The 20,505-nt window shown below is 51.6% G+C and carries 16 protein-coding genes; 14 read left to right on the top strand and 2 right to left on the bottom strand.

Annotation, left to right across the window (positions count from 1 at the left end):
* Positions 1 to 13 precede the first annotated feature (13 nt).
* From LVQ77_RS14180 to LVQ77_RS14195, 4 genes are read left to right on the top strand one after another with little or no spacing between them, the layout of a single operon-like run.
* Positions 14 to 1,921 (top strand): TolC family protein, encoded by a 1,908-nt coding sequence (locus tag LVQ77_RS14180; protein WP_232904726.1) that lies wholly within the window; start codon positions 14 to 16, stop codon positions 1,919 to 1,921.
* Between the two features lie 8 nt (positions 1,922 to 1,929).
* Positions 1,930 to 2,757 (top strand): efflux RND transporter periplasmic adaptor subunit, encoded by an 828-nt coding sequence (locus LVQ77_RS14185; RefSeq protein WP_232865396.1) that lies wholly within the window; start codon positions 1,930 to 1,932, stop codon positions 2,755 to 2,757.
* The gene (locus tag LVQ77_RS14190; RefSeq protein ID WP_232904769.1) at positions 2,757 to 4,106 is read left to right on the top strand and encodes an efflux RND transporter periplasmic adaptor subunit; all 1,350 of its coding nucleotides are present in this window, start codon (positions 2,757 to 2,759) and stop codon (positions 4,104 to 4,106) included. Before LVQ77_RS14185 ends, LVQ77_RS14190 begins: the two co-directional genes overlap by 1 nt.
* The gene (locus tag LVQ77_RS14195) at positions 4,100 to 6,211 is read left to right on the top strand and encodes a site-2 protease family protein (RefSeq protein ID WP_232904727.1); all 2,112 of its coding nucleotides are present in this window, start codon (positions 4,100 to 4,102) and stop codon (positions 6,209 to 6,211) included. The genes LVQ77_RS14190 and LVQ77_RS14195 overlap by 7 nt, the downstream gene beginning before the upstream one ends.
* Before the next feature lie 235 nt (positions 6,212 to 6,446).
* Here the strand turns inward: LVQ77_RS14195 and LVQ77_RS14200 are convergent, their stop codons facing one another.
* On the bottom strand, positions 6,447 to 9,011 hold the full coding sequence (locus LVQ77_RS14200; protein ID WP_232904728.1) for an ATP-binding protein: 2,565 nt from the start codon (positions 9,009 to 9,011) through the stop codon (positions 6,447 to 6,449).
* Positions 9,012 to 9,162: 151 nt separating this feature from the next.
* On the opposite strand from LVQ77_RS14200, the gene LVQ77_RS14205 reads away from it, so the two are divergent.
* The 10 genes from LVQ77_RS14205 to LVQ77_RS14250 all read left to right on the top strand — a co-directional run bounded on the left by LVQ77_RS14205 (position 9,163) and on the right by LVQ77_RS14250 (position 18,724).
* Positions 9,163 to 10,689: a sugar ABC transporter ATP-binding protein gene (locus LVQ77_RS14205; RefSeq protein WP_232904729.1), complete on the top strand. Its 1,527-nt coding sequence runs from the start codon at positions 9,163 to 9,165 to the stop codon at positions 10,687 to 10,689.
* The gene (locus LVQ77_RS14210) at positions 10,679 to 11,701 is read left to right on the top strand and encodes an ABC transporter permease subunit (RefSeq protein WP_051880616.1); all 1,023 of its coding nucleotides are present in this window, start codon (positions 10,679 to 10,681) and stop codon (positions 11,699 to 11,701) included. The genes LVQ77_RS14205 and LVQ77_RS14210 overlap by 11 nt, the downstream gene beginning before the upstream one ends.
* Positions 11,702 to 11,734: 33 nt before the next feature.
* Positions 11,735 to 12,667: an ABC transporter substrate-binding protein gene (locus LVQ77_RS14215; protein WP_232904730.1), complete on the top strand. Its 933-nt coding sequence runs from the start codon at positions 11,735 to 11,737 to the stop codon at positions 12,665 to 12,667.
* A gap of 127 nt (positions 12,668 to 12,794) precedes the next feature.
* Positions 12,795 to 13,478, top strand: coding sequence for a D-lyxose/D-mannose isomerase (locus LVQ77_RS14220; protein ID WP_232904731.1), 684 nt, complete (start codon positions 12,795 to 12,797; stop codon positions 13,476 to 13,478).
* Between the two features lie 37 nt (positions 13,479 to 13,515).
* Positions 13,516 to 14,376, top strand: a complete 861-nt coding sequence (locus LVQ77_RS14225) for a ketose 1,6-bisphosphate aldolase (protein WP_232904732.1) — start codon at positions 13,516 to 13,518, stop codon at positions 14,374 to 14,376.
* Between the two features lie 155 nt (positions 14,377 to 14,531).
* Entirely contained in the window at positions 14,532 to 15,542 is a 1,011-nt protein-coding gene (locus LVQ77_RS14230; protein WP_232904733.1) for a carbohydrate kinase family protein, read from the top strand.
* A gap of 150 nt (positions 15,543 to 15,692) precedes the next feature.
* Entirely contained in the window at positions 15,693 to 16,421 is a 729-nt protein-coding gene (locus LVQ77_RS14235; protein ID WP_232865388.1) for a fimbrial biogenesis chaperone, read from the top strand.
* A 38-nt stretch (positions 16,422 to 16,459) separates the two neighbouring features.
* On the top strand, positions 16,460 to 17,461 hold the full coding sequence (locus LVQ77_RS14240) for a fimbrial protein (RefSeq protein WP_232865387.1): 1,002 nt from the start codon (positions 16,460 to 16,462) through the stop codon (positions 17,459 to 17,461).
* A complete protein-coding gene (locus tag LVQ77_RS14245; RefSeq protein ID WP_232865386.1) occupies positions 17,454 to 17,615 on the top strand; it encodes a fimbrial biogenesis chaperone in 162 nt (53 codons plus the stop codon). Before LVQ77_RS14240 ends, LVQ77_RS14245 begins: the two co-directional genes overlap by 8 nt.
* A gap of 290 nt (positions 17,616 to 17,905) precedes the next feature.
* Positions 17,906 to 18,724, top strand: coding sequence for a fimbrial protein (locus LVQ77_RS14250; RefSeq protein ID WP_232904734.1), 819 nt, complete (start codon positions 17,906 to 17,908; stop codon positions 18,722 to 18,724).
* A gap of 936 nt (positions 18,725 to 19,660) precedes the next feature.
* Here the strand turns inward: LVQ77_RS14250 and LVQ77_RS14255 are convergent.
* Positions 19,661 to 20,395, bottom strand: a complete 735-nt coding sequence (locus LVQ77_RS14255) for a response regulator transcription factor (protein WP_232904735.1) — start codon at positions 20,393 to 20,395, stop codon at positions 19,661 to 19,663.
* Between the last annotated feature and the right edge of the window lie 110 nt (positions 20,396 to 20,505).

The raw sequence follows: 20,505 nt of genomic DNA on the forward strand, positions 1-20,505 counted from the left end.
ATGGAAAAAAATAATGAACGCATATGTTGTGGCGCAATATAAAAAACGTGGCGTGCCGTTAATCAAACCTGTTGCTGGGTTGATTGCGGTACTGATTTTGGCTGGCTGTGGCACCATTAAACCGGAACCGTTAACTCAGGATGAGATAACCGCGCGAGTGAATCGTGACCGGGCAGAAATGTACCGTGGGCAAGAATCCCTAAGCGGCCCGATGACGTTGTCCGATGCCATGGCGCGAGCGTTGAAATATAACCTCGACTACCGTCTGAAAATGATGGAAACGGCGTTGTCGCGCAGTTTGTTGGATGTCTCGCAACAAGACATGCTGCCAAAGCTGATGGCAGATGCTGGCTATCGCTGGCGTGATAACGATTCAGGCGGCACCAGTATCGGTATCGATGACGGGCTCGTCAGCTTGCGCCCTTCTACGTCGGAGGAACGCGAACACTATCTTTCCAGCGCGACATTCTCCTGGGATCTTCTCGATTTCGGTATGAGTTATTACCGCGCCAAACAACAGGCCGATGAAGTCAATATTGCGGAAGAACGTCGCCGTAAAGTGCTGCAAAACATTGTCCAGGAAGTACGTGATGCCTACTGGCGTGCATTAGGCGCGCAGCGTTTGCTCGACGAAACCCAACCGCTGGCCGAGCAAATTGCCCAGGCGCTGGATAAAACCCGTGAAGCAGAACAGGCTGGTATCTTGCCGCCAATTGAAGGGCTGGAATATCAGCGCGCCCTGCTTGATGCCATGACCTTGCTGAACCAAAAACGTCAGCAAATGGAATTGGCAAAAAGCGAGCTGACCGCGCTTATCAACCTGCCGCCGGGAACACCGCTAGTGTTGCAAGACACACCAACACCGCTGGCACCCCCTCCGACCAACATCGATAAGCTTGAGCAAATGGCACTGGAGCGTCGCCCGGAACTGCGTGAGGAAGATTACAAAACGCGCATCGACAGCTATGAAACCAAGCGCCAAATCGCCTCGTTATTCCCGAGCCTGAATCTGTTCGCTGGGTTGAATTACGACTCCAACCAATATCTCTACAACAACAACTGGATTGAAGGCGGCGTCGGTGTCTCGATGAACCTGTTTAAGCTGCTGAGTATTCCGGCAATCAGTACCGCCAACGATGCTCGCGCACAAACCGATGATGCACGCCGTATGGCGCTGAGCATGGCGGTTCTGACGCAAGTTCGTGTCGCTACCGAACGCTACAAGCTCGCCTCTTATGACTTCCAGATTGCCGAACAATCGGCGCAAGTCGACCAGCGTCTGGCGAGTATTTCTCGCGCAGGTTCTGATAACTCACTGACCAGTGACCTGGAAACATTGCGTACTCAGGCACGCTCGATTGTTTCACGCTTCCAGGAAGCTTCATCGTATGCCGAAGCACAGGCCGCCTATGGCCGAGTGCTGAACTCTGTGGGTATCGATTTACTGCCAGATCAGGTTAATCAAACCGATGTTGCCAGCTTATCGCGACAAATTGCCACCAGCTTGCGCCAACAAGAGAGCAGCGTATTTGCTCGTACTGCCGGTATTGTCGTGGAAAAACACCCGATATCTGTGCAGATCACGCGCCTGCCATCTGGCGTTTCACGTGCCACCGTTTCGCAATCCGTTGGCCGGGTGATTGAAGCCAACCACCTGTCACTTGAGCCGTCACCGAAAAGCCTCACCTTGCAAATGGGCTTCAACATTGGTGCCAGCAACGGCACACGTAAAGGTGTGTGGACTATGCGGGTGATAGATGCAGACGGCGCTGAAGTGCTGACTCGCCAGTACACAAGCTATCTGCCAAACGAAACCAGTACACGCTCCATCAGCGCGCTTGCCGAAGCAGCTACATTATCTATTACCACTGATTTACAAAGACTTGCAGGGGCAACCCCTGTTCTGACTGCGACGCCATGAGGCTGTGTATGAATAACAATAAAAAGAGCACATCTGCTCTACTACTCTCGCTAGCCTGTTTTTCTGTGCCAGCCTTTGCCGCCAATCCTGTTTTTGCGGCTCCTGCTGAGGTAAAAACACCTGCCGCGCAAGGCAGTACCACGGTGCGCTTCCTGGTACTCGCCAACCGCGAAAGCCCACTTTCAAGCGTGGTGCCTGGGCGAATGGCGAAAATCAATGTGCAACTGGGCGACCCCGTTACCCAGGGCAAAGTGCTGGCGAGCATGGATTGTAGCGATTTAGTGGCGCGTAAAAACGCCGCCGAAGCGGAGTTTCACGCAGCTCAACTGCGCTATGAAGCCAAAGCAAAACTGCAGGGATTACAATCAGCTGCTGCACTTGAAGTGGGTTTAGCCGCCTCTGAAGTCAACCGTACCAAAGGTCAGGTCGGCATTTTTGACGCCCAACTGGCGCAGTGTCGCTTTGTGGCACCGTTCAATGGTCGTGTAGCCAAAATCTACGTCAAAGAAGGCCAGGGGATTGGTGCTGGTGCGCCTGTGATTGACCTGGTCGGCAGCGGCACGTTGCGCGCGCGTTTAAACGTGCCTTCAAACTGGGTCGCATGGTTGAAAATTGGTTCGCAGCTTAATGCCTCCGTGGGTGAAACCGGCAAGCAATACCCGCTCACCGTGACGAATATCAGCGGCAAAGTCGATGCGGTTAGCCAGACTATCGAAATTGAAACTCGCTTCCCGGAAAAAACCGATGACGTGTTGCCAGGTATGAGCGGGCAAGCCGTTGCTATCTGCCCACCTGATGAAAACCGTTGCCTGAAAAGCGGAGCTGCAAATTCGTGATGTCCAGTACAGCCTTCTACCAGCTAGCAGCCCGGGTAGAAGCGATAAGCAACTCCGCCGAGTTAGGCTTCGCTATATGTAACGAAACACGCCAACTGGTGGATTACCGCCAGGCGGCGCTGTTGTCTCTCACCTCATCCAACCGCGCAAAACTGGTCGCTCATTCAGGGCTTAGTGATACCGACAATAATACCCCGTATGCCTTATGGCTTTCTGACGTAGCAAAAGAGATTGCGCCACATTGCCGGGCACTACCGCCAGAAGCTCGCGTGCTGGCACTTTCACCCGCGCAACTCAGCGAAACCCTCGCCCCGCAGTGGGATGAATGGTTGCCCGCAAATGTTTGGGTGTTGCCATTAACCGGTGCCGACGGAGAGATTCACGCGCTATGGTTTTTGGGCCGTGACGACCCGTGGCCAACAACGCTCGCACCAACATCCCCGGAGTTTACTCTGCTGCAACTCAGCGGGTTGTACGGTTATGCATGGTGGGCTTTAACGGCACAACCATCGCGTTTCAGGCAATTCTGGCAGCGCAATACCGGGCGTCGTCTCGGTTATATCGTGCTGGCGGTGTTACTGGTGCTATGTATTCCGGTGCGTGAATACACACTGGTGCCTGCCGAAATTATCTCGCTACACAGTGAAGTGATTGCCGCCCCTGATTCCGGTGTGATTAAACGCATGGTCGTGCTGCCAAACAGCGATGTGGTGAAAGGCCAGGTGCTGGCAACGCTCGATGACACCACGTTGCATAACCGCCTGGCGGTGGCACAGGCGGAGTTGGAAACCACTGAAACCACGTTGCATCAGGCTTCACAACAGGCGATTGAAGACCAACAGGCCAAGTCAGAACTGGCAATGGCCGAAGGCAAATGGCGCGAGAAAAAAGTTGAAGTTGAATCGATAACCCGCGACCTCGAAAAGCTGACCATTCGTGCTCCTGATAACGGCGTATTTGTCTATTCTGACCCGGACGACTGGGCTGGTCGCCCGGTGCAAACCGGTGAGCGAATTGGCTTGCTGGCAGACCCAGATAATCTCGGCGTTCGCGCCTGGGCCCCGGTAAGTGAGTCCACTAACCTGAAGCATGGCGCACCGATGAAAATCTTTTTGAAAGTCGCCCCCCTTGATTCACTGGACGCAAAACTGGGATACGCGGGTTATCAAACGGTGGAAGCACCAAACGGTGTTGCCAGTTATATGCTGCGCGGCACGCTGGAAGGTAAACCTGCTGTTGCACGTATTGGCTTGCAGGGAACGGCACGCGTAACGGGTGATTGGGCAATGCTCGGTTACTTGTTACTACGTCGCCCTATTGCCACGTTACGTGCCGGGAGCGGATGGTGATACCCGGTGCTGCAACGGCCCCAGCCTGGCCTGCGCTACGTGATGAACTGCGACTTAACAGCGCTGGTACCAACCGCGACGGTTCTCCAGCATGGCATCTGGCTGATCCCGTGCGTAATCTGTTTTTTCGCCTTGGCTGGCTGGAAATCGAAATTCTCAAGCGCTGGCAACTGGCGGATGCCGGGAAAATAGCGCAGGCGATTAATCAGCAAACCACGCTGAATGTCGATGAAGAAGATATCAAAGCTTTTGTGCTGTTTTTACAACAACAACAGTTGCTACGTAGCGCCCGCTATCGCCCGGCATCCTCTGCCTGGAAGTGGTTGTTACATAGCTATTTGTTTATCCGCATTCCGCTGGTTCACCCGGAAAAAGCCCTGCGTAAAGCGCTGCCGTGGTTAAAGCCGCTGTTTAGCAAAACCTTCCTGTGGTTAACGCTGTTTGTCGCGATTACCGGCATTGTGCTCGCCGCTCGCCAGTGGGACACCGTGGTTGCGACCTTGCATAACTCGGTGAACTGGCATGGCGCGGTGGCCTTCGCTATCGCTCTGGTGTTTTCCAAATGCTGGCATGAAATGGGCCACGCACTCACCGCCACTAAGCACGGTGTGCGGGTTGGCCACATGGGGGTTGCGCTGCTGGTGATGTTGCCTATGGCCTACACCGACACCGGTGAAAGCTGGAAGCTCATCCGTTCGCGCGACCGTTTAAAAATTGCCGTCGCCGGAATTGCCTCAGAATTAATTCTGGCTGCATGGGCCACTTTGCTGTGGTCATTTGCACCTGAAGGCAGCGTCAAAAACGCGTTATTTTTCCTCGCGACCACCGCCTGGATTATGACTGTCGTGGTTAACGCCAGCCCGTTTATGCGTTTTGACGGTTATTACATTCTGAGCGACATGCTCGATTTTCCAGGGCTGCATGAACGCGCTGGAAACTGGGCAAAGCGTGCGATGCGCTGGCATCTATTTGGTATCAACGATCCCAAACCCGACAACGTCACCCCGGCCTTTGCCCGCTTTCTGACGGTATTTGCCTTCGCCACCTGGATTTATCGCCTGCTGCTGTTTATCGGTATTGCGGTCGTTATCTATCACGCCTTTTTTAAGGCGTTGGGTGTGATTCTGTTTTTGATAGAGATTGTGACTTTTGTGGTGCAACCGATGATCCGAGAAATCAAACACTGTTGGGCGCGGCGTGCTGAAAGCCAGCCTTTCCAGCGCCGAAGATTGCTGCTGATTGCTATCGCCGCGCTGCTGGTTATTTTTGTGCCGTGGTCGAATAAAGTGAATCTGCCTGGGGTGATTGAAGCCGGTTTTGTACAGCCGATTTATACGCCGTACGGTGCACGCCTCGAGAAGATTCTTGTCACCGATGGGCAGGAAGTGAAAGCCGGGCAACCGCTGTTCGAGCTAATTGCACCACTGCCAGAAACCTCGCAGCGAAAAGCTGAGGAGATGCGCCGTGCATGGGAGTTCAGCGCGCGCGGTGCGTTAGGGCTTGATAAAGATGGCCCGGCAAAACAGGTTCTGGCAGAGCAAATGGCGCGCCAGTATTCACTCCAGCAAAGTGCTGGCAATAATGAATTGCTGCGTCTGAGACTGGTTGCAGCCTCCAGTGGCCGTATTGAAGATAGCGATATTTCGCTGCAACCCGGTAGCTGGATTTCCCCAGCCACACACATTGCCACGCTGGTGAATGCCGATCGCTGGCGGGTCAAAGCGCTGGTAGGTGAAGAAGATTTGGGGCGCTTACGCGTAGGGGCTCAGGCAAAAATTTATCAAAATGATGAGTGGCAGCCGCTTATCGGGCGCGTGGTTTCTATCGACCACAATGTCGTCACTCGTCTGCCATCTTTGTTGCTGGCTAAAGATCACGGCGGCCCGGTGCAATTAAACCCAACCGCGCAGGCAAAAGATTTGCGTCCACAGGGCGTTTGGTATCGCGTATCCATTGAAGGTGACGGGAAAGCGGCGGCGGCGGTTAACCGGGAAAATCTCGCGGATATTTCTGTTGAGAGTAAACGCCAGAGTCTCGCGCATCGCTGGTTTAATAGCGTGTCATTGATGCTGATTCAGCAGACGGGCATGGGGAAAGATGGGTAAAGTCTGGTGGGATAGGCTTCAAAGTCAGCCCCTCTTTGCAGAGGGGCTAAGTCCTTGCTACAGGATGATCAATGAGGTGCATATCAATTGATGAGGCGGCTAAGTTGCATTCCTAAACCCACCCACTTCCTCCTGGGATACTGGAAGGGGTCTTTCTATTAATGTCTGTTTCAGGACCCGGAGTCAATTGTTTGACGATGACCTTTTCATTGATTTGCAAACCTGACACAAAATTTTATTGATGCCGTGCTCGCCGTAAAGCCTGGGCCAGTTTTTGCTGATTAAACGGTTTACGCAACAGTTCGACTTGCGGCAATTGCTGCCCGCTGCGGCGCAAATCCTGTCCACTGATTAATAGGCATGTGACGTGTGGATAATGTTGCTGGGCATGCTGTACCACATCAGCGCCACTCATTGGCCCTGGCAGCATTAAATCACTGATTAAAATCTGAATGTCCGGCACATCTTTCAGCAATTGTATTGCCTGCTGGCTATCACTGGTTTCTAACGTCAAATACCCCAGCTGATGCAACTGCTCGCACAACGTCTGGCGCACATCGTGTTCATCTTCCAGCACCAGAACCAGTTGGTCTTCATCAGAGTTCACTGCCAGCGGTTCGGGTAACGTTTCACTCACCGCCTGTGCTGGTGCGCGCGGCAATTGTAAACGCACCAACGTTCCCTGCCCCGGCGCACTTTCAATTTGCACTCGCCCGCCGGACTGGCGCACAAAACCATACACCATTGATAAACCCAACCCACTGCCGCTACCCGTCTGCTTGGTGGTGAAGAACGGTTCAAATACTTGAGCTTTTACTTCCGCCGACATGCCATGACCACTGTCGATAACTTCCAGCGCTACCATATCCTGCTTACGCCCGCTCGAGCGCACCACGCGCTGATTCCAGGTGCGGATTTTGATAGTGCCGCTTTGTCCTTCCATCGCATCGCGGGCATTCATCACCAGGTTAATAATCGCGTTCTCCAGCTGGTTAACGTCAATCCATGCAGGCCACGCCGGGTGCTGCGCTTCTATTTCAAGAGTGAGTGCCACGGGCAAAGAATGGCGAATCAGCGGGTCGAGGTTTTCCAGCAGGTTTTTCATCGACACCGCATGCGGGTGCAGCGATTGTTTACGGGAAAACGCCAGTAAACGTTGAGTCAGTTGCGCCCCACGTTCGGCGGCTTTTAAGGCACGTTGAATACGTATGGCATCCGGGGAGTCTGAAGATGTCAGCTCAAGGCTGCCAATAATCACCGCCAGCAGATTATTAAAATCATGTGCCAGGCCGCCGGTTAACTGCCCCACCGCTTTCATTTTTTGGCTGTGAACCAGCGCCTCTTCCAGTGCTTTACGCTCACTACGTTCAAGCACCACGTTCACCATGCCGCGCCCAGGCACCGGGCTAAAACGCAGCTCGATGGTGCGGTTATCCGCAAGCCGCAGCTCCTGCGGTTTGGGTAGTGGGCGTAAAAGGTTTTCAAGGATATGTTCCTGAAGCGGTGTGACCTGTTTGAGCAGACTCATATAATGCTGCCCACGTTGCAGGCGTTCCGGTGCCAACCCCAGCAACAACGGGTATTGCGGGTTCCACACCACCAGAATTCCGTCGTTATCAAACAATGCAAAACCATCGCGCATAGCGTGGAAGGTGGTTTCCAGTTGAGTACTTTTTTCTTTCAGTAATTTCGATGTGTGTTCCAGCGATGCGGTGTTTCTCGCAAAAACGTTAAACGCTCGCGCCAGTTCGCCCAACTCATCGCGCCGCTGTAAGGCTGGCACGCTAACATCGCGCTCACCCCGCGCCAGGCGCGTCATCGCATGGGAGATTGCCGTCAAATTCGAGCCAAGATTGCGGTAAATATACCAACCCGCAAATCCGGTAATCACTATCGCCAGCAAGGCAAACAGGCCGATAAAGGCAATCATTGATTGCAGCTCTTTATGGCTTTGATTGGTGCGGCTAACGGACTCCTGCGCCACTTTTTGCACGTACTGGTTAATGTCCCGGTTCAAAAACGCCACCAGCGCTTTAATGTGGTACATGTACCAGGAAATCCCTAAATCGCTGTTTTCAAGCTGCTGGGAAAGTGGCAACAATTGCTGCAAATGAGTCGCGAACTCCTGCAATATTCCATCGACTAAGGGCGAGTCATCATGTACCGGGAGTTGCGCCATGACTTCGGTAAGCTGCACAACCGTGGCTTTTGGGGAAGGCGTTTGAATGGCAATAAGGATCAAGCGATCCATTTCGGTTAACAGCCGCGCTTCCGGAGTCGCCCGCCCGTCACGAGCATTAATATCCTGAATATGATGCAAGTAACTTTGGTTTTGATACAACGCACTAAGCAGCGCGTTGCGCTCCAGATGGCGGCGATGACCCAACTCCAACATCCGTGTGACGCTGCTTTCCAGTTCATTGCTGCGCTCGGTAATGCGCTTCACCAATTCCGGTTCCCGGCTGGCGAGTGGTGCATGCGCCAGGTGGTTAAGCGAGTTCTGGAGTGCCTGCTGTGTTTGCTGCAAACGCTGCGCTTCGCTCTGATATTCCAGCGCGCCAACCACCTGCGTGAGGCGCACCGCTGCTGTCGCCACATTCGCGGTATCCCGCGCCAACTCCATGCTGCCGGACATATCACTTAGCGTTTGCCCCTGCACCTGCTCCTGCAAACGGCTGGCATGATTAAAGCCGAGAATTGCCACGCCGCACACCATCAACGTCACCGCCACCACCAGCAGGTTAAAGGAGAGCAGGCGGCCACGGGCGCTGGTGAGAAAGGGCGTGCGGGGTGCAGGCATGGCTTGGCTCCATTCAGGTTTGTTTCAATGAGTTAAGCAGTCATATGAATTCTTCACCAACATGACAAATATGAATGGGTTCTGACATCTTCCATTTACCTGCGCGTGATTGACTGGCAGCAATCGAAACCTTACCTGCAGGAGTCGCGCCATGAGTAGCGTTCCCATTCTGGAGATGCGCAATATTGCCAAGTCATTCGGCAAGTTTTATGCGTTGAAAGGTGTCGACTTAACCGTGTTTCCTGGCGAAATACACGCCTTGATGGGGGAAAACGGCGCGGGAAAAAGCACGCTGATGAAAATCCTCGCTGGTGCCTATATCGCCACCAGCGGCGAGATTTTAATTAACGGTGAACCGTACAGCATCAAGGGGCCAAAAGACGCACTCAACGCGGGCATCACGCTGATTTACCAGGAGATGCAACTGGCCCCGAATCTGACCGTTGCCGAAAATATTTTCCTTGGCAGCGAGTTGTCTCGCGGTGGTCTGGTCAAGCGCAAAGAGATGGTGATGCAGGCTCAGACGGTTATTGACCGCCTCGGCGCGCAGTTTAAGGCCAGCGATTTGGTTTCGCGCCTGACCATCGCCGAGCAGCAGCAGGTAGAAATCGCTCGTGCGCTACACCGCAACAGCCGCATTTTAGTGATGGATGAACCCACTGCAGCGCTCTCTTCACGTGAAACTCACCGCCTGTTCGAGCTGATTATGCGGCTACGCGACGAGGGCATGGCGATTATCTATATCAGTCACCGCATGGCGGAAGTGTATGAGCTTTCTGACCGCGTGAGCGTGCTGCGCGACGGGCAATATGTCGGCAGCCTGACGCGCGAACATCTTAATGCCAACGAGCTGGTACGCATGATGGTAGGCCGCCCGCTAAGCGATCTATTCAATAAAGAGCGCGACATTCCACAAGGTGCCGTGCGCCTGAACGTTCATCATCTGACGGACGGCGCAAAAGTGCAGCCGGTCAGCCTGCAGGTGAAATCCGGCGAGATAGTCGGCCTTGCGGGGCTAGTCGGTGCCGGGCGTTCTGAACTCGCACAGCTGATTTTTGGCGTGCGTAAATCCACCGGCGGCACGATAGAAATCGACGGGCTGCCCGTAAAAATTCACTCCCCTCGTGAAGCGATTAGCCACGGTATCGGTTTCCTGACCGAGAACCGCAAAGAGCAAGGCTTGTTCCTCGAACTGGCAGCGCAAGACAACATCACCATGGCAACACTTGAGCGCGACGCGCACTACGGCTGGCTGGATCGCAAAAAAGCCCAGACCATTTCTGACGACGCCATCAGCTTGCTCAATATCCGCGTGCCGCATGCACAAGTGCGCGCAGGGGGCTTGTCCGGCGGCAACCAGCAAAAACTTTTGATCTCACGCTGGGTGGCGATCGGGCCACGCATTTTGATCCTCGATGAGCCAACGCGTGGTGTGGATGTCGGCGCGAAAAGTGAGATCTACCGGATCATGAGCCAGATGGCAAAACAGGGTGTGGCGATCCTGATGATCTCCAGCGAATTGCCCGAAGTGGTCGGCATGAGCGACCGGGTGTATGTGATGCGCGAAGGCAGCATTGCCGGGGAGTTGCACGCCGCTGATATCACGCAAGAGAACATTATGACGCTGGCAACCGGCGTTGAAGATGCCCACAAAAAGGTGGTTCAACATGGCAACTAATCAACCTAAAGAAACGCCGCTGGCGCACACAACTCCCCAGCAAGTCGCCAAATCTGCCTCGCTGAAAAAAGCGCTGTTTGGTGATTTGATGCAAACCGTCGGGATTTTGCCGATTTTGATCCTGATCGTCGCCGTTTTTGGGTTTATCACGCCTAACTTTTTTACTGAATCTAACCTGCTGAATATCGCCCGCCAGTCATCGATCAACATCGTGCTCGCCGCCGGGATGACGTTCATTATTTTGACCGGTGGGATCGACCTTTCCGTGGGCTCGATTCTGGGCACCACGGCGGTGACCGCAATGGTGGTTTCGCTAATGCCGGGTTGGGAATCGCTGTCGATCCCTGCTGCGCTGATGATGGGTACCGGGCTTGGGCTGTTTAACGGCATGCTTGTCGCCTGGGCCGGGCTACCGCCGTTTATCGTCACGCTCGGCACTTATACCGCGCTGCGTGGAGCGGCCTATTTGCTGGCCGATGGCACCACGGTGATTAACTCCAATATCAATTTTGAATGGATAGGCAATTCGTATCTTGGCCCGATTCCGTGGCTGGTCGTGATAGCGCTGGCGGTGATTGTTGTCTGCTGGTTCATTCTGCGACGCACCACGCTCGGTGTTCATATCTACGCGGTCGGCGGCAATATGCAGGCCGCACGCCTGACGGGCATCAAAGTGTGGCTGGTGTTGCTGTTCGTCTATGGCATGAGCGGGCTGCTTTCCGGGCTTGGTGGCGTGATGAGTGCTTCGCGACTCTACAGCGCCAACGGCAACCTTGGGATGGGTTATGAGCTGGATGCCATCGCCGCGGTGATTCTCGGCGGCACCAGTTTCGTCGGCGGTATCGGCACGATTACCGGCACGCTGGTCGGCGCGCTGATTATCGCCACGCTCAACAATGGCATGACGCTGATGGGCGTTTCGTATTTCTGGCAACTGGTGATCAAGGGTGCGGTGATCATCATTGCGGTGCTGATCGACAAATACCGTACCCGTCACCATCAAAGTGCATAACAACAAAACTCTACCCTATGTGAGGAAAACACCATGCGTTTGAAGCTAATAGCCACTGTTCTCATGCTTGCCGCAGCGCCTTTCGTTCAGGCAAAAGAGCTGAAATCCATCGGGGTAACGGTGGGCGACCTCGCCAACCCGTTCTTCGTGCAGATCACCAAAGGTGCCGAGCTTGAAGCCCGTAAACTTGCCGGTGATAACGTGAAAGTGACGCTGGTTTCCAGCGGTTACGATCTCGGCCAGCAGGTGTCGCAAATCGATAACTTTATTGCCGCGAAAGTGGACATGATCATTCTGAACGCGGCGGACTCTAAAGGGATCGGCCCGGCAGTGAAACGTGCGAAAGATGCCGGGATCGTGGTAGTTGCGGTTGACGTGGCAGCGGAAGGTGCAGATGCAACAATCACCTCGAACAACACTCAGGCGGGTGAAATGGCCTGTAAGTACATTGCGGATCGCCTGAAAAACAAAGGCAATGTGGTGATCATCAACGGACCTCCAGTTTCTGCGGTGCAGAACCGTGTCGAAGGCTGCCAGATCGAATTTAAAAAGCATCCGGATATCAAGGTCCTTTCTTCTAACCAGAATGCCAAAGGCAGCCGCGAAGGTGGCCTTGAGGTGATGACGTCTTTGCTTGCTGCAAACCCGAAGATCGACGGCGTGTTTGCGATAAACGATCCGACAGCGATCGGTGCCGATCTGGCAGCAAAACAAGCCCAGCGTAACGAGTTCTTTATCGTTGGCGTGGATGGCAGCCCGGATGCCGAAGAAGCCCTGAAACGCGGCGGGAATACGCTGTTTGTGGCAACGCCTGCCCAAGACCCGCAGGTGATGGCGGCAAAAGCGGTGGAGATTGGCTACGACATTCTGCAAGGCAAACCTGCACCTAAAGAGCCGGTGCTGATTCCGGTAACCATGATCGATAAAAACAATATCGGTACGTATAAGGGTTGGACGGTGAAATAGTTTTTGCTACTGCCTGCCATTTTTGTCGGATGGCGGCGCAAACGCCTTATCCGACCTACAAAGCGTTCATTTGTAGGTCTGATAAGCGCAGCGTCATCAGACAACAGCGTGAGGAAAACACTGCAAAATGAAACGTTCTGAAGTGAATAACATTCTGTCTCAAACGCACCATTTCTTTATGCAGCACGACGTGCATTTGCCTCCCTTCGCCTCTTACGACCTGACAAAGTGGCAGCAGCTCGATAAACAAATCTGGCAGGAAGTATTTGATTTGAAACTCGGTTGGGATGTGACGGCCTTCGGCGGCAACGATTTTCTGGCTCAAGGGCTGACGCTATTCACGCTGCGTAACGGCTCGCCCGACGGCACACCGTACGCCAAAACTTATGCCGAAAAAATCATGCATGTCCGCGAAGGGCAGCTCACGCCGATGCATTTTCACTGGCGCAAACGCGAAGACATTATCAATCGCGGCGGCGGTAATTTAATTGTCGAGTTGTGGAATTCTGACCAGTTCGAACAGACCGAAGAGAGTGATGTCACGGTCAGCATTGATGGTTGCTGCCAGACACACGCGGCGGGCAGCCAACTGCGTCTCTCACCCGGCGAGAGCATTTGTCTGGTGCCCGGTATTTACCACAGTTTTTGGGGCGAGCCAGGGTATGGCGACGTGCTTGTTGGGGAAGTGTCGATGGTCAATGACGACGACCGCGACAATCGTTTTCTCAAACCGCTGGAACGCTTTAATTCCATCGTTGAAGACGCACCTGCGCGGCAGTTGCTGTGCAACGAATATCGCCAGCACTTTTAATTTCCAACCCTATTTTCCAACACCAGGGGAAACTATTATGGCTTTGATATCACTTAAGGATGGGCTGGCTCACGCTCGTAAAAACGGCTATGCCCTCGGCGCTTTTAACGTTCTCGACAGCCACTTCCTGCGCGCCCTTTTTGCCGCGGCAAGGCAGGAAAACTCACCGTTTATCATCAATATTGCCGAAGTCCATTTTAAGTATGTCTCGCTGGATTCTCTGGTCGAAGCCGTCAAATTCGAAGCGGCTCGCCACGATATTCCGGTGGTGCTCAATCTTGACCACGGCCTGCACTTTGAAGCGGTAGTTCGCGCTTTACGCCTCGGTTTTAGCTCAGTCATGTTCGATGGTTCTACACTTGAATATGAGGAGAACATTCGCCAGACCCGCGAAGTGGTGAAGATGTGCCACGCTGTAGGTGTCTCGGTTGAAGCTGAGTTGGGTGCAGTGGGCGGTGATGAAGGCGGTGCATTGTATGGCGAAGCCGATAGCAACAAGTTTACCGACCCGGCAGTCGCACGCGATTTTGTCGACAGAACCGGTATCGACACGCTGGCCGTCGCCATCGGTAACGCGCACGGGAAATATAAAGGCGAACCGAAACTCGATTTCGACCGCCTGGCCGCGATTCGTAGCCAAACGGGCATACCACTGGTGCTACATGGCGGTTCCGGCATTAGTGACGAAGATTTCAGAAAAGCGATCACGCTTGGCATTCACAAAATCAATTTCTACACCGGAATGTCACAGGCAGCGCTGGGTGCCATTGAGCAGCGCATGAATCAACGTCACGCCATTTATGACGAATTCGCCGAGTTATTGCTGGGCATTGAAGAGGCGATTACGGATGTCGTTGCACAACAGATGCGGATTTTTGGCAGTTCGGACAAGGCTTGAGCCTATCCCAGTAGGCGTAATTGTTGCAGATCGTTTGGGCTCGGACTGCGCGGAAAAACCGCAGCGTACACGTAGTACGTGAGGATTTTGAGCACAGCCCAGGACCAAACGAACAAATAAGATAGCCTAATGGGTTAGGCTCTTAAGGAAAGGTTATGACAGAGCGCAGCGGGATTATTGCCGCCGGAAATATGTTGGTCGACCATGTGCATCAAATTGTGCAGTGGCCGCAGCGTGGTTGGCTTGCCGAAATCGTTCACAGCGAACGATCGACCGGCGGTGCGCCGTTAAACGTGTTGCTGACTTTAGCCAAAATGCATGTCGGGCTGCCGCTTCAGGCAGTAGGCCTGGTGGGTGACGACCACGACGGCGATTACATTATGGCAATGTTGGATCAGTATCATGTCAATCGCCAGCATGTGCACCGTACTACTTTTGCGCCAACATCAATGTCTCAGGTGATGACCGACCCGAGCGGGCAGCGCACTTTTTTCCACTCGCCAGGTGCTAATCGCCTGCTCGACTTACCCGCCTTTGACCGCCTTGAGTCGTCATTCAAAATCTTCCATCTCGGTTATTTATTGCTGCTCGATAGCCTGGATATGGAGGATGCAGAATACGGCACGCGCAGCGCACGTTTGCTGGCGCAGATGGCGCAACAGGGATATGAAACCTCACTTGATTTAGTCTCCCGCCAGGGCGACCCTCGCTATCGTCCTATGGTGCTCCCTGCCCTGCGTTGGCTGGATTACCTGGTGATCAATGAACTCGAAGCCGGTGAATTTAGCGGGTTGGAAATCCGCCGTACGAATGGCGATCCGCATATCGAAAATATCGCCCAGGCAGCGGCTTTGCTGCTGGATTCGGGCGTTCGGCAACGAGTGGTAATCCACTGTCCGGAAGGTGCCTGGGGTGTTGAACCAGGCATGGAAGGCGTGTGGGTGCCGTCATTCAGATTAACTCAAACGGAAATTATCGGCAGCGTCGGTGCGGGTGATGCTTTCTGTGCCGGAATATTATATGGCTGCCATGAAAAATGGTCGTTGGTCGATAGCCTGAAATTAGCTCACGCCTGCGCGCGTGCAAATTTATTATGTGCAAATGCAATTGATGGCGCTAAGCCCTTGGCAGAATTACAGAGTTTTATCAATGAATACAAAATATAAATCAAATAAATAAAATACATTCAACCAACTAATAATTAAGATTATACCTCAAATACAGTCAAGTACTCTCTATCACGGGTTGAATTGTTGACCGCTTAAATTATCCTCCATAGGATGGTTGGCTATGGATGAATTTCCGGGAAGAAAGTTATGAATATTTATTCTATTGGCTTATTTGGTTTATTACTATTTATCAGTTCTGCTCATGCTGGCATTCTTATCAACAGTACGCGGGTTATCTACCCGGCAGACTCTCCTGAAGTCACACTCGGCATGACAAATAATGCCACCACACCCCGTTTAATCCAGTCCTGGATTGATGACGGCGATTCCAATGCCTCCCCAGAAACGGTGTCAGTCCCTTTTGTGGTCACCCCCCCCATTTTTCGCATAAATCCCGGCCAGGGGCAGTCGCTGCGAATTGTCTTCACCGGCGGTAACGTCCCAAAAGATCGCGAATCGGTATTCTGGCTTAACATATTAGAAATACAGCCAAAACCAAATGTAAATAAAGACACGATAGACAGTTATTTGAAATTTTCCGTGCGCTCCCGCTTAAAGATTTTTTTCCGCCCGAAGGGGTTAACTGGCTCACCGGACGGAGCGCCCGCCACCCTGACCTGGCGTTTAATCCAGAATGGAAGCGGCTTTAACCTCGAATGTATAAACCCCTCTGCATATAACGTCTCCATCAGCAATGTCAGGTTCAAAAATGAAGCTGAAAATGCTGAGGTTAACAATAACGGTATGTGCCCGGCTAAAGGGAAAAAGCTTTTTCCTGTTAATAAACCTGTAGCGTCTGCGGCATCAAAAATAGTGTTTATCACAATTGACGATTTAGGTGGTTTTAAAACAAATGAAGCTGATTACCGGCGTTGATATTTCCTATGCCTGCGGTTTTTATTGAGATAATAAAAATGAATAAAAAGCAGTTAGCCACACTTATGATTTTTTTTGTGATGTTTTCATTAAGTTCATTGAGCTGGGCGGGTTGTAGTAGTTCAACTTCTAACTACACGATAACGAGCCCGAAACAAACCATCACCGTTGCACGCAATAAAGCGCTCGGCCCGATAGGTACCGTAATGTCTATCAGTAATGGGCCTGGCGTGGTCATAACATGTACAGGAGGAGCAACAAACACCTATCTGAAATTTGGTACGTTATTAGAGCCTTCAAATACTCCCGGGGTTTACAAAACGAATGTGCCCGGAATCGGCATCAAAGTATGGGATGATTTTCAAGGGACTCTCGTAGTAAGCAATGATCTTCAAAAATGGTACAACGTCTCTACTGGCAGCGGTTATGGTGGGACAGCCTGGCTTACTGGCATAAAAATGCAGTACTACATCATTGGCCCTGTTGAAACGGGTACGGTTTCATTTCCGAGTAATATTATCGTTGAAGCCTGGGCAAATACGACAGCGAGTGCTAGTACTGTCGGCGCGGCCCGATATAACATATTGAACTGGAGTGGAACTGCCGATGTTACAGCAGCCGCCTGTGAAACCCCGAATATCGATGTCAATCTTGGCACTATCGATAGAGGTATATTTATACGCAGCGCTACCAGTCCAACCAAGTCTTTTGATTTTAAAATTAATAACTGTGGGACCGGCATTGCTACAGTGAGTTACTTATTTAAGCCTGCACCAGGGGTGAATATAGTCGGTACCGGGAATAACCAATACCTTACTCTGGATAGCAGTTCCACAGCCAAAGGGCTTGGCATTCAAGTATTGTACGAAAATGGCAACAACGTGCCCTTTAACACTAAAACTGCTCTCACAGGCTATAGCACTAGCGGTGGTAGCTACACAATTCCTATGAAAGCGCGCTATATCCGCACACGCGACGTTGGAGATGTAGAAGTCGGTACTGCGAGCTCTACGGCAGAGTTTGAGATGTGGTATGAATAGCTTTATGGCGGCATCTTTCCCTATTATGCTTGAATTACTGGTTCTCAGTTCAGCGCAGGTGGGTGTTTTTATCCACAGTACTCGGCTGTTCTACCCGGTTGAGAACTCTGAGACCTCGCTCGGTGTGACAAATAATGCCACCACACCGCAGTAGCATCCACAGCATCAAAAATAGAATTTATCACAATTGACGATTTGGGTGGTTTTAAAACAAATGAAGCTGATTACCGCCGTTGATATTTAATATCCCTATTTTTTATTGAGATGATAAAAATGAATAAAAAGCAGTTAGCCACACTAATAATGTTTTGGGGACTGTCTTCATTAAGCTCAATAAGTTGGGCGGGTTGTAGTAGTTCAACTTCTAGCTACACGGTGACAAGCCCAAAACAAACCTTCAAGATGCCGCGAGATATAACAACACGAGGCCCAATAGGTTCCGTGATGTCTATTTCCGCAGGATCCTCAGTGCACGTGATCTGCACAGGAGGAGCAGCAAACACCTATCTGAAATTTGGCGCGCCACTAGAGCCTTCAGATATTCCTGACGTTTACAAAACGAATGTGCCCGGAATTGGTATCAAAGTATGGGATGATTTTAAGGGGACCGTCGTAGTAGGTAATGACCTTACGAAATGGTATTACCCTGGGTCTGATAATTATAATGGGAATGCATTTATTACTAATATAAAAATGCAGTACTATATCATTGGTCCCATTCAAACAGGCACGTATACAATACCTGTTACCGTTGAAGCCTGGATGAATACAACAGCAAGCACCGCTGGTGGCGCCAGATATAATGTATTGAACTGGAATGGATCTGCCGACATTACAGCATATGCCTGTGAAACGCCGAATTTCCCGGTCAATCTTGGCACTCACGATAGAGGTATATTTATAAAGAATGCTACCAGTCCAACCAAGTCTTTTGATTTCAAGATTAATAACTGCCCTAGCGGCATTACCAAAGTGAGTTACTTGTTTAAGCCTGCACCCGGTGTGAGCCTCGTCGGTACCGGGAATAACCAATACCTTACTCTGGACAGCAGTTCCACAGCTAAAGGTCTAGGTATTCAGGTAATGTACGACAATGGCAACAATGTAACCTTTAACACGAAAACTGCTCTCACAGGCTATAGCACTAGCGGTGGCAACTACACAATTCCGATGAAAGCGTGCTATATCCGCACACGAAACGTTGGAGATGTCGAAGTAGGTACAGCGAGCACCACCGTGGAGTTTGAGATGTGGTACGAATAGCCTTATAGCGGCATCTTTCCCTATTATGTTGCAGTAACAGTAACGAATAAGCGGTCTTTGCGTGGGGGGGGGATTTGCCTCTTACTCCGTTGTTGCTTACACCATGTGTATACAAATGTAATCACAACGAGGGCCGCATATATGGCAACTCTGAACATCCGCATCGATGACGATTTAAAAGCGCGTTCTGGTGCACAGCTTACCGGTGCAGGTCGCACCGCCCGCGAACGAATGCTCCCCACAGACACATAGCCTGCTATCGCGGGCTTTTTTATTGGAGCATGTAATAAGACGTTATGGTCAATGTCAGGCGTTCAGGAGCCGTAAACGATAAAAGCCCTGACTGTAGTAGTCAGGGCTTTTAAGGTGCTGCTAACTTAGGATTTAACATTAAGATACTTAGTGGATTTTTACTGCTATTTGGTACTACTTTAAATGCACAAGTTCTTACAGATAATATCGGGTTTCGATCATTCCCCCCTACGTTATCGGTTTAAAACAAGATCAAGGAAAACTTATTTGACCTCGTACATTCCCCATTTCGCGATATATACTTTTGATGCGTGGCTTTACGTCTTTCGCGATATTTAAACCATTGCAGTTCAATGCTTTCGCGAACCCATAACACATGAAAAACAAAGCCTTACATCATCGCGATTTTTACTTACACTTCATGTTTCATTGACGTATTTAATACTTTTAAACCTAACGGCAATATATCTATCACACCGCCGTTAAACTCTAATCTACGTTTTTTTCCTGCTATGTCAACACTGTTTTTTATTACATGTTTATGTAGTCAGTATTTCTGAAAGCGGACTTTGAGAATGAGGGTATTGCCGGGCAGCAGTGACAAAAAAAGCCCCTGAATGGGCTGAATGGTGCCGAGCGTGAGGGAGCGTAGCCAGAAAGAGGCGGCTTGAACTATGGAGGGTATTAAGCCGCATTATGCTCCGCCTGAATAACATCGGCCGAAAATACATATCCCACACCGCGTATAGTCCGGATTAATGCCGGTTGATGCGGGTTCGGCTCTATTTTTTTACGGAGCCGCATAATCAGCACATCAATCGTTCTGTCGAAGACTTCGAGGCTTTCGCTGTGGGTCAGTTCTAACAACCTTTCACGCGACAATACTTTGCGTGAATTCTGCATCAACGCCAGCAGTAAGCCGTATTCCCCTTGTGTCAGATCAACCTGCTCCGATTGTGCGTTAAAGAGCTGGCAGCGCTCGGTATCCAGTCGCCAGCCGTTGAAATGCAGACCGCAGGTTTTGGTGGTTGTCGTTTCTAACGCCAGCGCGCCAGAGCGGCGCAGCACCGCTTTGACTCGCGCCACAACAACACGTGAATTAAACGGCTTGGCGATGTAATCATCGGCCCCCATTTCCAGCCCGACGACCACATCAGACTCACTCCCCAGGCCCGTCAGCATCACCACTGGCAGGTCCGGACGTTGGCGCTGAATTTGTTGCAACACCAGCAGCCCATTAATGTCAGGCAAAATCATATCCAGCAATACCAGCGCAATTTCTGGAAACTGGGCAACAACTTTCAGCGCTTCATTCCCTGTGTGGCAAACCCTCACGTCAAAAACGTGCTCATTAAGTACCTCTCGCAGCACGTCACAGATTGCCTGGTCATCATCCACCAGCAAAATTGCAGGTTTCATGGTTGTACTCCGCGATGGATGCATTGGGAAATTATAAGTGTGGGTGATTGTTGAAGGAGTGGCGCGAAAAACACAAATGCCCATGCTGAAAATTCAACCAGTGTCACAAT

It is taken from the genome of Buttiauxella cochleicola (assembly GCF_021282435.1).
Classification (GTDB): domain Bacteria; phylum Pseudomonadota; class Gammaproteobacteria; order Enterobacterales; family Enterobacteriaceae; genus Buttiauxella; species Buttiauxella massiliensis.

What these genes read in the sequence shown, in the direction of transcription:
- LVQ77_RS14255 (WP_232904735.1), bottom strand. Translation starts at nt 20,395, where the DNA reads ATGAAACCTGCAATTTTGCTGGTGGATGATGACCAGGCAATCTGTGAC.
- LVQ77_RS14210 (WP_051880616.1), top strand. Translation starts at nt 10,679, where the DNA reads ATGGCAACTAATCAACCTAAAGAAACGCCGCTGGCGCACACAACTCCC.
- LVQ77_RS14220 (WP_232904731.1), top strand. Translation starts at nt 12,795, where the DNA reads ATGAAACGTTCTGAAGTGAATAACATTCTGTCTCAAACGCACCATTTC.
- LVQ77_RS14190 (WP_232904769.1), top strand. Translation starts at nt 2,757, where the DNA reads ATGTCCAGTACAGCCTTCTACCAGCTAGCAGCCCGGGTAGAAGCGATA.
- LVQ77_RS14195 (WP_232904727.1), top strand. Translation starts at nt 4,100, where the DNA reads ATGGTGATACCCGGTGCTGCAACGGCCCCAGCCTGGCCTGCGCTACGT.
- LVQ77_RS14230 (WP_232904733.1), top strand. Translation starts at nt 14,532, where the DNA reads ATGACAGAGCGCAGCGGGATTATTGCCGCCGGAAATATGTTGGTCGAC.
- LVQ77_RS14245 (WP_232865386.1), top strand. Translation starts at nt 17,454, where the DNA reads ATGAATAGCTTTATGGCGGCATCTTTCCCTATTATGCTTGAATTACTG.
- LVQ77_RS14215 (WP_232904730.1), top strand. Translation starts at nt 11,735, where the DNA reads ATGCGTTTGAAGCTAATAGCCACTGTTCTCATGCTTGCCGCAGCGCCT.
- LVQ77_RS14185 (WP_232865396.1), top strand. Translation starts at nt 1,930, where the DNA reads ATGAATAACAATAAAAAGAGCACATCTGCTCTACTACTCTCGCTAGCC.
- LVQ77_RS14200 (WP_232904728.1), bottom strand. Translation starts at nt 9,011, where the DNA reads ATGCCTGCACCCCGCACGCCCTTTCTCACCAGCGCCCGTGGCCGCCTG.
- LVQ77_RS14180 (WP_232904726.1), top strand. Translation starts at nt 14, where the DNA reads ATGAACGCATATGTTGTGGCGCAATATAAAAAACGTGGCGTGCCGTTA.
- LVQ77_RS14225 (WP_232904732.1), top strand. Translation starts at nt 13,516, where the DNA reads ATGGCTTTGATATCACTTAAGGATGGGCTGGCTCACGCTCGTAAAAAC.
- LVQ77_RS14240 (WP_232865387.1), top strand. Translation starts at nt 16,460, where the DNA reads ATGAATAAAAAGCAGTTAGCCACACTTATGATTTTTTTTGTGATGTTT.
- LVQ77_RS14235 (WP_232865388.1), top strand. Translation starts at nt 15,693, where the DNA reads ATGAATATTTATTCTATTGGCTTATTTGGTTTATTACTATTTATCAGT.
- LVQ77_RS14205 (WP_232904729.1), top strand. Translation starts at nt 9,163, where the DNA reads ATGAGTAGCGTTCCCATTCTGGAGATGCGCAATATTGCCAAGTCATTC.
- LVQ77_RS14250 (WP_232904734.1), top strand. Translation starts at nt 17,906, where the DNA reads ATGTCTATTTCCGCAGGATCCTCAGTGCACGTGATCTGCACAGGAGGA.